General features: G+C 65.4%; 14 protein-coding genes. 1 reads left to right on the forward strand and 13 read right to left on the reverse strand.

Annotated features, from left to right (window positions below; all coding sequences use genetic code 11):
* Positions 1-285 precede the first annotated feature (285 nt).
* Entirely contained in the window at positions 286-963 is a 678-nt protein-coding gene (locus ACODS1_RS12880; protein ID WP_489085962.1) for an RraA family protein, read from the forward strand.
* 82 nt (positions 964-1,045) lie between these two features.
* Here ACODS1_RS12880 and madM read toward each other — a convergent pair whose 3' ends face one another.
* The 13 genes from madM to flgL form a co-directional block, all read right to left on the reverse strand.
* Positions 1,046-1,810, reverse strand: coding sequence for a malonate transporter subunit MadM (gene madM, locus ACODS1_RS12885; protein WP_322979564.1), 765 nt, complete (start codon positions 1,808-1,810; stop codon positions 1,046-1,048).
* 5 nt (positions 1,811-1,815) lie between these two features.
* Positions 1,816-2,217, reverse strand: coding sequence for a malonate transporter subunit MadL (gene madL / locus ACODS1_RS12890; protein WP_322979565.1), 402 nt, complete (start codon positions 2,215-2,217; stop codon positions 1,816-1,818).
* Positions 2,218-2,279: 62 nt separating this feature from the next.
* Positions 2,280-3,206 (reverse strand): malonate decarboxylase subunit epsilon, encoded by a 927-nt coding sequence (mdcH, locus tag ACODS1_RS12895; protein ID WP_489085963.1) that lies wholly within the window; start codon positions 3,204-3,206, stop codon positions 2,280-2,282.
* Positions 3,203-3,838, reverse strand: a complete 636-nt coding sequence (locus ACODS1_RS12900) for a malonate decarboxylase holo-ACP synthase (protein ID WP_489085964.1) — start codon at positions 3,836-3,838, stop codon at positions 3,203-3,205. The genes mdcH and ACODS1_RS12900 overlap by 4 nt, the downstream gene beginning before the upstream one ends.
* Positions 3,839-3,916: 78 nt before the next feature.
* Entirely contained in the window at positions 3,917-4,723 is an 807-nt protein-coding gene (mdcE, locus tag ACODS1_RS12905; protein ID WP_489085965.1) for a biotin-independent malonate decarboxylase subunit gamma, read from the reverse strand.
* Positions 4,724-4,725: 2 nt separating this feature from the next.
* Positions 4,726-5,577 carry a biotin-independent malonate decarboxylase subunit beta gene (locus ACODS1_RS12910; RefSeq protein WP_489085966.1) on the reverse strand — a complete coding sequence of 284 codons (852 nt, stop codon included), beginning with the start codon at positions 5,575-5,577 and terminating at the stop codon, positions 4,726-4,728.
* Positions 5,570-5,869 (reverse strand): malonate decarboxylase subunit delta, encoded by a 300-nt coding sequence (locus ACODS1_RS12915; RefSeq protein WP_489085967.1) that lies wholly within the window; start codon positions 5,867-5,869, stop codon positions 5,570-5,572. The genes ACODS1_RS12910 and ACODS1_RS12915 overlap by 8 nt, the downstream gene beginning before the upstream one ends.
* Position 5,870: 1 nt before the next feature.
* On the reverse strand, positions 5,871-6,749 hold the full coding sequence (locus ACODS1_RS12920) for a triphosphoribosyl-dephospho-CoA synthase (RefSeq protein WP_489085968.1): 879 nt from the start codon (positions 6,747-6,749) through the stop codon (positions 5,871-5,873).
* On the reverse strand, positions 6,749-8,410 hold the full coding sequence (mdcA, locus tag ACODS1_RS12925) for a malonate decarboxylase subunit alpha (protein WP_489085969.1): 1,662 nt from the start codon (positions 8,408-8,410) through the stop codon (positions 6,749-6,751). Before mdcA ends, ACODS1_RS12920 begins: the two co-directional genes overlap by 1 nt.
* A 105-nt stretch (positions 8,411-8,515) precedes the next feature.
* A complete protein-coding gene (locus tag ACODS1_RS12930) occupies positions 8,516-9,487 on the reverse strand; it encodes a GGDEF domain-containing protein (RefSeq protein ID WP_489085970.1) in 972 nt (323 codons plus the stop codon).
* A gap of 78 nt (positions 9,488-9,565) precedes the next feature.
* Positions 9,566-10,348 (reverse strand): type IV pili methyl-accepting chemotaxis transducer N-terminal domain-containing protein, encoded by a 783-nt coding sequence (locus ACODS1_RS12935; RefSeq protein ID WP_489085971.1) that lies wholly within the window; start codon positions 10,346-10,348, stop codon positions 9,566-9,568.
* Between the two features lie 293 nt (positions 10,349-10,641).
* A complete protein-coding gene (locus ACODS1_RS12940; RefSeq protein ID WP_489086002.1) occupies positions 10,642-11,676 on the reverse strand; it encodes a hypothetical protein in 1,035 nt (344 codons plus the stop codon).
* 13 nt (positions 11,677-11,689) lie between these two features.
* The gene (gene flgL, locus ACODS1_RS12945) at positions 11,690-12,604 is read right to left on the reverse strand and encodes a flagellar hook-associated protein FlgL (protein WP_489086003.1); all 915 of its coding nucleotides are present in this window, start codon (positions 12,602-12,604) and stop codon (positions 11,690-11,692) included.
* Between the last annotated feature and the right edge of the window lie 12 nt (positions 12,605-12,616).

Here is a 12,616-nt window from a genome sequence, read left to right on the forward strand (position 1 = left end):
TCGATTCATGGTGCGTACCTTGTTCTTGTTGGTTCGTCTGCTTCCGGGAGGCAGCCCGGCGACGTTCATCCCAGACTATCATAAAGAAACATCATTTCAATAATAGCCTCTAGACTCTCGATGATTGGTGGACGCATGCCCATTCCCGTCGCATGAACATCAGGAATCTCTTATTTAAAACAGCAGAATCGACTATGCGGATGTTGTGTCCCGATACCTCACAGTGATATTTATGAAACGTCATTTCATAAACTCACAATAACGATCATCACGAGGTATCAATTCATGTCCATCGGATTCAGGGTGCTGTCCGCCGCTCGCAAGGTCAGCGCGGAGTGGGTCGAGCGTTTCCGCCAAGTCCCTGTCGCCTGCGTCAGCGACTCGATGAACCGGATGACTGCCGGAGGCTCACGCCTGCGTCCGATGCATCGCGGCGGCGTTCTGGCGGGCCCGGCCCTGACGGTCAAGGCCCGCCCGGGCGACAACCTGATGCTGCACTACGCCCTGGATATCGCCGAACCTGGCGATGTGGTGGTGGTGGACGCAGGCGGCGATCTGAGCAACGCCTTGATCGGCGAAATGATGGTGGCCTACGCTGCCACGCGTGGTGTCGCGGGTATCGTCATCAACGGCGCAATCCGTGATGCCGCCGCCATCCGTGCCGGTGACTTTCCGATGTTCGCCGCCGGGATCACCCATCGCGGCCCGTACAAGGACGGCCCAGGTGAAATCAATGTGCCGATTGCCATCGACGGCATGGTCATCGAGCCAGGCGATCTGATCATCGGTGACGACGACGGGCTGCTGTGCGTGCCCTATGACGAAGTCGCCGGGGTCTATGAACGTGCCGATGCCAAGAACCGCGCTGAAATCGCTCAGCTCGAGCGCATCGCTGCCGGACAGAACGACCGCCGCTGGGTAATCGAGTCGCTGCGTCAGAAAGGCTGCCAACTGCCTGAATGAGGCCACGGCCTGTGCCGCCTGGCACAGGCCGTTTTGCCCCGGAGGGGCAAATAAAAAGCCCGCCATGAAGGCGGGCGAAAGGTCAGCCTAGAAGGCCGCGCATCAGAAAGTAGAGCAAGGATGGGCCGAGCAGGCAGCCCAGGGCGGTGTAGAACGCAGCCGTCAGGCAGCCGTACGGCACCAGTTTGGGATCGGTCGCCGCCAGGCCACCGGCCACGCCGCTGGAGGTGCCCATCAGGCCGCCGAAGATCACCGCGCTGCGCGGGTTGTTCAGGCCGATATAGGGGGCGACGAAGGGGGTGGCCACCATCACCAGAATCGCTTTGATCAGACCCGCCGCGATGGACAACGCCATCACATCGGAGCTAGCACCAATCGCTGCGCCAGTGACCGGGCCAACGATATAGGTCACCGCGCCGGTGCCGATGGTGGTCAGGCTCACCACGTCGGTGTAACCAAAGGCCATGGCCACCGCCACGCCGGCAATGAAGGACGTGAACACGCCGACGAACAGCGCCAGCACCCCGGCGAAACCGGCGCGCTTGAGCTCCTCGACACTGACGCCGAAGCCGGTGGCAACGATGGCGAAGTCACGCAGCATGGCGCCGCCGAGCAGGCCGACGCCGGCGAACAGGGGAATGTCCACCAGGCCTTTCTGGCCGCCGGTATAGGCACCGCCGATATAGGACAGCAGCAAGCCGAGCAGGATGGCGATGGCCGAGCCGTGCAGACGGCCCTTGGTGAATTTGTCGGAAATCCAGTACGACACCCACATGGTGATGCCGATGATGGCGAAGCCGCTGAGCAGGCCGTAACTGGTAATGACCTTCATCAAAGATTCGTACATGGCAATCACCGTGGCGCTTTGGTCAGGGAGGGGGCAACGTCGGTTTCAGGCTTCTTTTGCCCGATACGGCTCAGTGCCGGTACCAGGGCGAAACCGATCACGACTGCAGCGGTGCCGGCGAGAATCGCCATCGGCCCGCCCTTGAGGGCGCCGTAGACGTTCTGCTGAGCGGCCATGGCGACCACGATGGGGATGTAGATGGCACTCCAGAATTCGACGCCCTGTTCCGACTTGCCGGTGAACAGGCCGCGCTTGTTCAGGTAACTCCCGAGAAAGATCAGCAGCATCATGGCGATGCCGACGCCGCCGACGTTGGCGGGCACACCGATGAGTTTGCCCAGCAGTTCACCGATGAAGATGCCCGCCAGGGTGCAGAACGCCAGGAAGGCGACACCGTAGATAATCATTGTTGTTGTCCTCGTCTTACGTATCGAAGTTGTTGTTTTTGTGCTTCGGTAAACGCTACGGCTCAGCGGTCGCGGCTTACCTCCTGACGCAACATGGCGTCGAGTGTATCCAGACGGGCACCGCTGAAGGCGATGGCCTGGGCGGGTTCGAAAACGCGACGGGCAAGGCCAGTCAGTACGCCGCCGGGTGGCAGTTCCAGGTGCAGACGTACGCCGCGTTCATAGGCGGTGACGAGCGTGGCCTGCCAGTCGACGACGCGGCTCATGTTGTAAGCCAGGTCGTCACGCAGGGTTTCGGGATCACGAATCAGGCGCGCCGAGCTGCCGCTCAGGTAGCGCACCTGCGGCGCGCGCAGCTCGACCTTGGCGAAGGCGGCAGCCAACTCGCGGGCCGGCTCATCGAGCAGTTCGCAGTGCGACGGCACGCTCATGGCCAGACGTTTTGCCGCGCCAGCACCGAGCGCACGAGCACGTTCGGCGACCTTCGCCATGGCGGTATCGCTACCGGCGATCACCAGTTGGGTTTCGGCATTGATATTGGCCAGGTAGACCGGGCCTTCGGCTTCGCCCAGCAGGCGTTCGATGCTGCTCTGATCGAGGCCGAGAATGGCGGTCATGCCGTAGCCGCTGGGGTAGGCGCGCTGCATCAGCTCGCCACGCAGGGCCACCAGGCGCACGGCATCGGCGAAATCCAGCGCGCCGGCCAGCACGGCGGCGGCATAGGCGCCGATGGATAGGCCAGCCACATAATCGGGGCGATGGCCGCGCTCGCTCAGCAGGCGCGCGGCGGCGACGCCAGCGATCAGCAGGCAGAGCTGCACGGCGCGGGTATCTTGCAGCGCCTCGGCCGAATCCAGCCGGCGTACATCTTCATTCAGGGCGGCGCTGGCCTGCTCGATACAGGCCTGCACCACCGACGCCTCGGGCAAGGCATGGAGCATGCCGGGCTGCTGCGCGCCCTGGCCGGGGAAGGCCCAGAGCGTGCTCACGCCGCCACCTGCTGCAATTGCCACGGGTCGCTGACCAGCAGCGGGCCGTGCTGGGTTTTCAGCAACACGCGAGGCGCCTCGCTGGCCCATTCGCGCAGCGCCACGGCGCCGTATGGAGTTTCCAGCTGCAGATCGATACGTCCCGGCGCCTCGTCCAGCAAGCGGCACAGAGTGCGCGCCCACTCGCGCGGCAGGTGATACGGCGCGCGCAGCGACAGATCGAGATCGCTGTCCGGATGCGCGGCGGCGATGCCGCTGGCCAGCTCGAAGCCCAGGCTGCCAGTCACGCCCCAGGCCAGGCCCAAGGCGTCCAGACGTGGCGCCAGCTCACTCAGGGCACGCAGCGCCGGCCAATGCGACTGCGCATGGTTGCGCCAGCGCCCGGCGCGGGCGACTGCCTGCGGGGTGACCAGACGGCTGATATCGCCCAGGCGCATCCAGGTAGCATGGCGTTGTTCACGCGCCGCGCCGCGAATACCCACCGCGATCCAGCCGGACTCGGCCGGCGCACGGCGCACCACCACCGGCACATGCCCGCCCAGGGCGGCACGAGCCCAGGCCGGCGCCTCCTGTGGCAGTTGCTCGGGGCACAGGCCCCAGAGCAGATCATGTGGACGGGGTGTCGGGTGCATCGGTATTTCCTATGTAGGGCGGGTGCAACCCGCCATTTCACGTGATTCAGAGTTGGCGGGTTTCACCCGCCCTACGTTTCACCACTGCGCGCGCAAGGCCTCACGTACCTGACTGGACGCCGCGCGGTTGATGGCGCCCAGGCGGTTGCGCAGGTCACGCGGGCTGGCGGCGATATCGGCCAGGGCGCGGCCCAGAGCGTCCTGCACGTGGGCCAGGTCAGCCGCAGTCGGCTGCGTCACCTGCTCCACATCGAGGATCTCCGCCAGCAAGCCGAGCGAGGCGTAGTTGTCCAGGTCGTAGGCCATCGGTGGCACCGTGGCGGCCAGTGCCTCCAACTCGTCGACGCTGCGCAGGGTGATGCGCGCGGCGGCGGCCTTGCCCATGGCATGCACCATCACCCCGGCATCGCGCAGGGCGATCAGGCGGTTGGCCTGGTAGCCGTGAGCGAGAAAGGCGCCGGACATGGCCTTGCCGACCAGTAGGCCGATTACCGCATGGCCGGCCAGGCGGGCACGGGCATAGGCGTCCACCGCGCCGGCCAGCGCCTGATGGATGCCATAGGCCTCTTCGCGGCGCCCGTAGGCCTGGCTCGGCACGTCGACGATGGCGATCAGTGCACGCTTGTGCGGGTTATCGCGATCCGCCTCGATGGCTTCATCCACGGCCTGGGCCAGGCCCCAGCCTTCGAGCAGGCCGACCTCGCCGTTGCGGGCGCGGGGGAATGGGTTGTTGGCGTCGGCGATCACCGCCAGATAGCGCACCGCCTGGCCGGCCAGTTCGCCATCGGCCACGCGCAGCGAGGCAGGCAAACCTGGTTGCGGCTGGGCGGCGCCGGCCAGGGCCTGGAACCAGTGCAGGCCGCGTTGTTCTTGTGCAGTTGTCATGTTCATGCTCCCTGGTAGGCGTTGCGCACGGCAGCGGCATCGGCCTGGACGGCGGTGTCGACAGCGCGCAGGCGCTCGAGGAACCAGGCGTGACGACGGCTGCGTTCCTGGGTCGGTTTGCCCTTGGCAAACAACCCATGCAGCTCGCGGCGAATGGCCTCGACGTCATCACTCACGTAGCCATCGACCAGACCGCTGGCGTGGCGCTGCTCACCGCCGGTCAGGCTCCAGATAAAGGGACGGTCGCGCGAGTCGTATTCGTCCAGCCCGGCCTCCTGCTCGATCACCTGCGGGCCGTTGAGCCCCAGGCGTGCTTCGCGGGTGACCAGCAGGTAGCTGCACAGCCCGGCGGCGATGGACATGCCGCCGAAGCAGCCGACCGGGCCGGCGACCAGACCGATCACCGGCTGGTACTGGCGCAGCTCGACGATGGCCGCCTGGATCTCGGCAATCGCCGCCAGGCCCAGGTTGGCTTCCTGCAGGCGTACACCGCCGGTTTCCAGCAGCAGCACGGCGCGGGTCGGCGTGCCCTGGCGGTTGTCCTCGGCTGCCAGCTCCAAGCTGCCTGCGATCTTCGCCCCGCCCACTTCGCCGAGGCTGCCGCCCTGAAACGCCCCTTCGATGGCGATGACCACCGCAGGCGCGCCGTCGATCAGCCCCTTGGCCACCACCACGCCGTCATCGGCCTGAGGCACGATGCCCTGCTTGGGCAGCCAGGGCGACATCAGCCGGGCGAAGGGGTCGAGCAGCTCGCGAAAGCTGCCGGCATCGAGCAATGCCCGAGCACGCTCGCGGGCACCGAGTTCAGTGAAGCTGCGCTGCGCCAGCAGGCGCGCAATGTTTTGCTCAGCCATGGTTCAGTTCCTCCAGGCCTTGCTCCAGGCGTAGGCGCACCACGCCCGGCGTGGCACCGAAATCATGAATGGCGATGTTCAACGCAGGCAGTTGCTGTTCGCGGAACATGCGCTCGAACAGTTGCTGCCAGCGCGGTGCGCTGCCGTTCACCGAGGTCACCACCTGGATCGCCAAGGTGCCAGCCTGGCCGGGTTCGAGCAGCACTTCCAGGTCGCCGGAGCCGACACAGCCCACCAGCGCGCGGCCCTTGGCCGGTTGCCCGGCGGGGAATTGAAAAGACAGGGTTTCCATTTCACAGACTCCCAAGCTGCGCCGGCAGGCCATGCTGCAGGCGGTCGAGGAACAGGGTGGCAGCGAGCAGATCGGCAGCGCCACCAGGCGAGGCGCGCAGGTGCAGCATGTCGCGCTCCAGATCACGCAACAGGCGGCGACCGTCGAGGCTGGCGCAGCCGCCAGCGGCTAGCACCGCGCGGGCGCCGCTCTGCATGCGGGTCAGCCCGGCCATGCCGGCGCGGTAGAGCACGCAGGTGTCGGCCAACTGGGTCATGATCGCCAGCAGGGCATCGAGGCGGGCGTTCTGCTCCCCGGCCCCGGCGGCCCGGCTGCGCGCCAGTTGCGGCAGCGCCTGCTGGATGACTGCCGGGAAGCCCAACTGCGCTTCCTCACGGGCGCCATGCACGCCGTACAGGCGGCAAACCTGCGCGCCATGGCTATCGCCGGTGACGGGCACAGCGCGGTCGTTGAGCAGGGCCAGGCGTGCGGCGCGCAGGGCGACCTGCGCTGGAGCCAACTCGCTGGGATCCAACGCGGCAGCGGCGCTGAGCAGCCCCAGCGCCCAGATCGCGCCACGATGGGTGTTGACGCCGCCAGTGACGCGCAGCATCTCCACCTCGCCTTCGCGACCGATGCGGCCGACGTCCTCACGCAGTGCCTGGTCGATCTCGCCACGCTGCTGGGCAGCCTCGGCCATGGCCTTGAAGCTGGGCCACAGAGCCAGCGCCGAGGCGTGCATCAGACCCAGGTGCAAGTCGGTGTGGGCGCCGCTGCCACGACGGTCGACCAGCCCCGGCTTGGGCGACAGGTCGGCCTCGTCGATCAGCGCATCGACGGCAAGGTCGGCCAACCAGTCGCTCAGCGAAAGCTGGGGCTGAATTGCAGTGAGTGCATTCATCACCAGCTCCTGAACTTGGCAGGCGGGTTGTACAGGCCGCCCGACCACTCGACCAGCTCGGCGATGCTCTTGGCCGCGAGCAGTTCGCGACTGGCATCGGTGCGGCGGATGCCGAGGTCTTCGGGCAGGGCGATCAGCCCTTCGCGGCGCATGCGCGCGGTGTCTTTCGGGTCATGACGCAGGCCGATGGCGGTGACGCCGGCCACGGCAGCGATCATCGCCTGGCGCTCTTCCAGGGTGCGCGCCTTGTACAGGTAGGCGATGCCTTCCTCGGTGAGCAGGTGGGTGACGTCGTCGCCGTAGATCATGATCGGCGCCAGCGGCATGCCGGCTTTCTTCGCCACATCGACGGCATCCAGACGCTCGACGAAGGTCGGTTTGCCGCCTTCCTGGAAGGTCTCGACCATCTGCACCACCAGCTTCTTGCCACGTTCGAGCAGCGGCGCTTCGCTGTCGCCAGGGCGCATGTCCAGCCAGGCTGGCGTCGAATGACGCCGACCGCGTGGGTCGTGGCCCATATTCGGCGCACCACCGAAGCCAGCCAGACGGCCACGGGTGACGGTGGAGGAATGCCCGTCGCCATCGACCTGCAAGGTGGCGCCGATAAACAGGTCGACCGCGTACTGCCCGGCCAACTGGCACATCATGCGGTTGGAGCGCATCGAGCCATCGCGGCCGGTGAAGAAAACGTCCGGGCGCTGGGCGATGTAGTTCTCCATGCCCAGTTCGGTGCCGAAGCAGTGCACGCTCTCGACCCAGCCGGTCTCGATGGCCGGGATCAGCGTCGGGTGCGGGTTGAGCGTCCAGTTACGGCAGATCTTGCCCTTCAGGCCCAGGGACTCGCCGTAGGTCGGCAGGATCAGCTCGATGGCGGCGGTGTTGAAGCCGATGCCGTGGTTGAGCGACTGGACGTTGTGTTTTTCGTAGATACCGCGGATCGCCATCATCGCCATCAGCACGTGCACCGGCTTGATATGGCGCGGGTCGCGGGTGAACAGCGGCTCGATATAGAACGGCTTGTCGGCCACCACCACGAAGTCGACCCAGGAAGCGGGGATGTCCACGCGCGGCAGCTCGTCGACGATCTCGTTGACCTGGAAGATCACGATGCCGTCACTGAACGCAGTGGGCTCGACCAGGGCCGGTGTGTCCTCGGTGCTTGGGCCGGTGTAGATGTTGCCGTGGCGGTCGGCCTGGAAGCCGGCGACCAGCGCGACGTTGGGGATCAGATCCACCAGCAGGCGCGAATAGAGTTCGATATAGGTGTGGATGGCGCCGACTTCCATCTGCCCGTCTTCGAGCAATTGGCCGATGCGCAGGCTCTGCGGCCCGGCGAAGGAAAAGTCGAGCTTGCGTGCGATGCCACGCTCGAAGAGATCCAAGTGCTCAGCGCGGCTGACGCTAGGCATGATCATATGCAGGTCATGCAGACGGCCGGGATCGGCCTTGGCCAGCGAGCGGGAAAGAAAATCCGCCTGCTTCTGGTTGTTGCCTTCGAGCACCACGCGATCGCCGGGGGCGATCAGCGCTTCGAGCGCCGCGACGATCTTGTCGCTGGGCAACACCACGCCATCGGCGAGGTTGCGCACCTGATCGAGTCGCCGGGCTTTTTCAGCGCGACGACGCGACCACTGCGGCGGTGGGGATATTGTTGTTGTCATTGAAGACTCCACGAGTTCCGCTGTCGTGGAGGCACCTTAGGGGCGTGACCAAGAGGTCATCAATCAAGCAGGTCGAGTAATCGTTACGCTCAGGTTAACGGTTGCTCAAGCACGGGCGTCTGCAGACTTGTCGGGGAGCGATTGGGAGGCGACCTTGGCCACCTGCGAGCGGTCACGGCCAAGTTGCTTGGCCTGGTACAACAGCTTGTCCACGGCGTTGAGGAAATCCAGCGGACGATCATGCGCGCCCGGCACGATGGTGCCCACGCCGAGGCTGATGGTGAGCATGGACGATACTGACGAGCGCTCGTGCGGTATGCGCTGCTGGCGCACCTGCTGGCGGCAGCGCTCAGCGATATGGCGCGCGGCAGCCTCGTCGGTTTCCGGCAGCACCAGGACGAACTCCTCACCGCCGAAACGGCCGAGGAAGTCCCGTGGCCGGCTGGCGGCGAGGCTCAGCGCCTGACCGACGCTTTTCAGGCAATCGTCGCCCTGGATATGGCCGTAATGGTCGTTGAACTGCTTGAAGTGATCGATATCCAGCAGGATCAATGACAATGGCTGCAAAGTGCGCTGGGCATTGGCCCACTCGGTGGCCAGCACGCTGTCGAACATGCGCCGGTTGGCGACGCCGGTGAGGCCGTCCTTGTAGGAATATTCTTCCAGCTGCTTCTGCAGGGTCAGCAGCTGTTCCTCGGTCTTCTTGCGCTCGCTGATGTCGAACATGAAACCGATCAGCGATTCCACCTCGCCGTTGTCGTCGCGCACAACATGCACCACGTCGCGAATCCATACGTAGTCGCCAGCGGCGGTCAGCGCACGGTAGTCGGCCTCATGGTCGACACCGTTCTGCGATTGCGAGATGCAGAATTCCACGACCCTGTCGCGATCATCCGCGTGGATGCGCGCCGCCCAGTCCTCGGCGCTGACCCAACTGGCCTGCGACCAGCCCAGCAGCGTCTCGATCTGCGGGCCGATGTAGGCGAAGGTCATGGTCTTCCAGTCGATCTTCCAGGGGATCGCCCGGGTGGACTCCAGCAGGGTCTTGTAGACCGCCTGATCAGTTGTTTCGCTCATGCTCGTCACCTCAGCCCGACTAGCGCCTGTTTATAGCGCAAAAGTTGGTCACCAAGGTGACGAGCTAGCGAATCCCGATCAGGACTCGCTGGCTTTCAGGCCGGCGTAGAGGCGGGTCAGTTCGTTGAGCTGGCGGAACAGGGAGTCGGTGCTGACGGTGATCACGGTGGGTACGACGGCCTGGGTGTTCTTCAGGTCGATGCCCTTGACGGTGAAGCCCCAGTGGGCGCGAGCACGGCGCTGCGCTGCGGCGATTTCTTCGTTCGGCGTACCACGGGCTTCCAGTTCGGCGAGGATGGTCTCGAAGTCCTGCACCGACTTCTCCAGTTTGGCGTTCAGATCCGGCATCGGCACGTTCCAGGTCTGGGCCATGTAGAGCATGGCGATGCGCTGGGTCTGCACGCGCGCCCAGCCGCTGCGGTTGACGGTCGCGCCCATCTCGCCGAGGTGCTTGGCCATTGCGTCGGTAACGGCCTGGGTCTGCTGCAGCAGGGTTTCGCTGGTGGCCAGCAGCTCGACGGCCTTGGCGTGATCCGGCTTGGCTTCGACCTGTTGGCGATAGACGGCCCAGGTGGCATCGACCTTGGCCAGCGCAGCCTTGATCTCGGGGTTGGGCGCATAGGCGTTGAGCGCCTTCTGGCTGGCGTCGAAGCGCTCGACGGTTTCCTTGAGCTGACGCTGGGCGGCGTCCACGCGCACGTCGGCGCCCAGCATCAGGTAGTCCTTGGCCATGCGCTGGCCCAGGGAGCGCTGCAGACCGGCCATGTTCATGGCTTCCGAGTCCGTGGTCTGGGCCCAGGCAGGCGCATGCACCAGGGCCGAAAAGCCCAGGGCGAGGAGGATCAGATACTTCTTCAACACGTCGGGTACTCCAAATTCGAGAATGAGGCATGCACCGGTCGGCCCTTGCCGTCGGTAGCGGGTCAACCCCTTGAATGCTGGGTTTTTATAGGAATGAGTAAAGACAGGAAACGCGAACGCGGCATCCCGGTACTGCGAAAAAGGGCGCGATGATAGCTGCTAAAACGCCATCATTCTGCGCAGCGGGTCAAGATTCGGATCAGTGGTCACTCGCACAGAGCAGTATGCCGAGCGGTAAAAAGACCGCCCACCGCCGGAGTGGGGGAGGCGGCCGGCAGTCAAGCGGGTGGTGATCAGGACAGCAGGCTGACCACCGTGGTACGGCTGATGTTGGCCTGGGCGACGACGGTCTGGGTGACGGCCGAATAGCTGCTGGGGCTGCGCCGCATCAGGTTGAACACCTCGCCGGCGAAGTCGCGCGCCCATTCGCGTTCGTTCTGTTCGGCATGGCGGGCGAGGAAGTCGCGGATTTCATCCTGGCGATGGCTGAGCTGCTCGCGCAGCGAGCCGATCTTGTCCAGCGCCGTGACGACCTCGTCGAGGGCGCGACGCAGTTCGCGCGCGCTGTCCAGACGCGCCGCATCGGGCAGGCGCAGCATCTGCTCCTCGTGGCTCACCACCGGCGTCTGGGTCTTGCTCGCCAGCGTGCCTTCACCCTGCACGCGCAACTCGCCACGCAGTTCCTGCCACTCGCTCTCGCGGGCGCTGAACTTGAGGCCGCCGCCATGATCCAGCTCGGCACGGATACCGGCCTGGCCGAGCCCGGCATTGAAGCGACGCAGGATCTGCTGCTCGCTCAGCCCTTCTTCCAGCACCACGGCCAACGGCTCGTCGAGCTTGCGCCCGGCGCTGAATAGCAGGGTTTCCTTGCCGGCCTGCTGCAGGGTGGCGATGGAGTCCAGCCCTTCGAGGGTGAAGCGGCTGCGTACCGGTTCATTGAGGCGCAGCCTGAAGCCGGCATCCAGGGACTGGCCGGAGCGTTGGCTGCGCTCGGCGAGCAGCTTGCGCACCTGATCGAGCTCGCGCTTGAGGTTGTCGCGATCACCGGCCTGGGCATTGCTCAGCTCACGGCTGAGACTGAGCTTGAGCTGGCCGAGGCGCCCGGCCAGTTCGCCGAGGTAGCTGTCGGCGGCCTGCATCGAGGTCAGTTGCTGGTTGAGCTGCAGGTTGAAGCTGGCGCTCTTGCTGCGCACCTGGGCCTGCGCCTGAGCCTGCTCGGCATTGGCCTCGCCACGGCGCACGAGCGGCGCTGACGGCTCGCCCTGCACCGGGCGACGGCCCTGCGGATCGAGGGAGGTGACGACCGGGAGCTGCTTGTCGACCTTGATCACCGCAGGCTCCTTACAGCAGGCTGAACAACGACATCTGGTTGATCTTCAGGTAGGTCTTCTGGGTCGCGCCCAGGGCCAACTGGTAGTTGTTCAGGTCGATGGACGCGCCCGCGTAGTCGAGCTGCGACAGCTCGCCCTCGATCTTCCGATTGACCAGGGACACCTCTTCGTTGCTGTCGGTCAGCAGGGTCAGGGCGTTCTGCCGGCCACCCAGTTCGGTGATGGCGCCGAGCACGCGGCCGTGGCTGTCGTCGAGGGTGTCGATCATGTCGCTGATCTGCTGGCGTACCGCCGGATCACTGGAGTCCAGGGCCGGATCCTGCAGGGTGTTGAGCAGCCCCCGCAGCTGGTTGAGCATGTCCACGCCCGTGCCGTAGACGCTGGCGGCGGTGACGTTCTCGTCGACCAGCACGCCGTTGGCCACGGCGGCCTGACGGTGCTTGTCATTGCCGGTCAGGCTGTAGGTCTGGGTCGCGGCATCGAAGCTCAGCGCCGGGGTGTCGCTGAGGGTGCCGGAAAACAGGTAGCGGCCCTCTTCGTCGCGCACGTTGGCGAAGCTGAAGAGGGTGTCTTCGATGATCGACAGTTCACCGGCCATGGCTGCCAGGTCTTCGCTGGTATTGGCGCCGTTGCCTGCCCAGATCAGCAGGTCACGCACGTTGAGCATGGCGTCGGAGGTGGACTTGAGGTTGGCCTCCTGAGTCGACAGGTTGCCGGAGACGTTGGCGATGTTCTTCGCGTATTGCTCCAGGCTCGCCTCCTCGCGCTGCACACGCAGCACCCGCACGCTGGCGATGGGGTCGTCGGACGGCAGCAGGATGCGCTGGCTGGTGGCCATCTGCTGCATCAGCTTGCTCAACTCGGCGGAACTGGCGTTCATCGAGTTGTGCATCATCGCGGTGATCTGCGAGTTGGTGATCCGCATCATGGTCGGGCT

It is taken from the genome of Pseudomonas sp. FG29 (assembly GCF_057809355.1).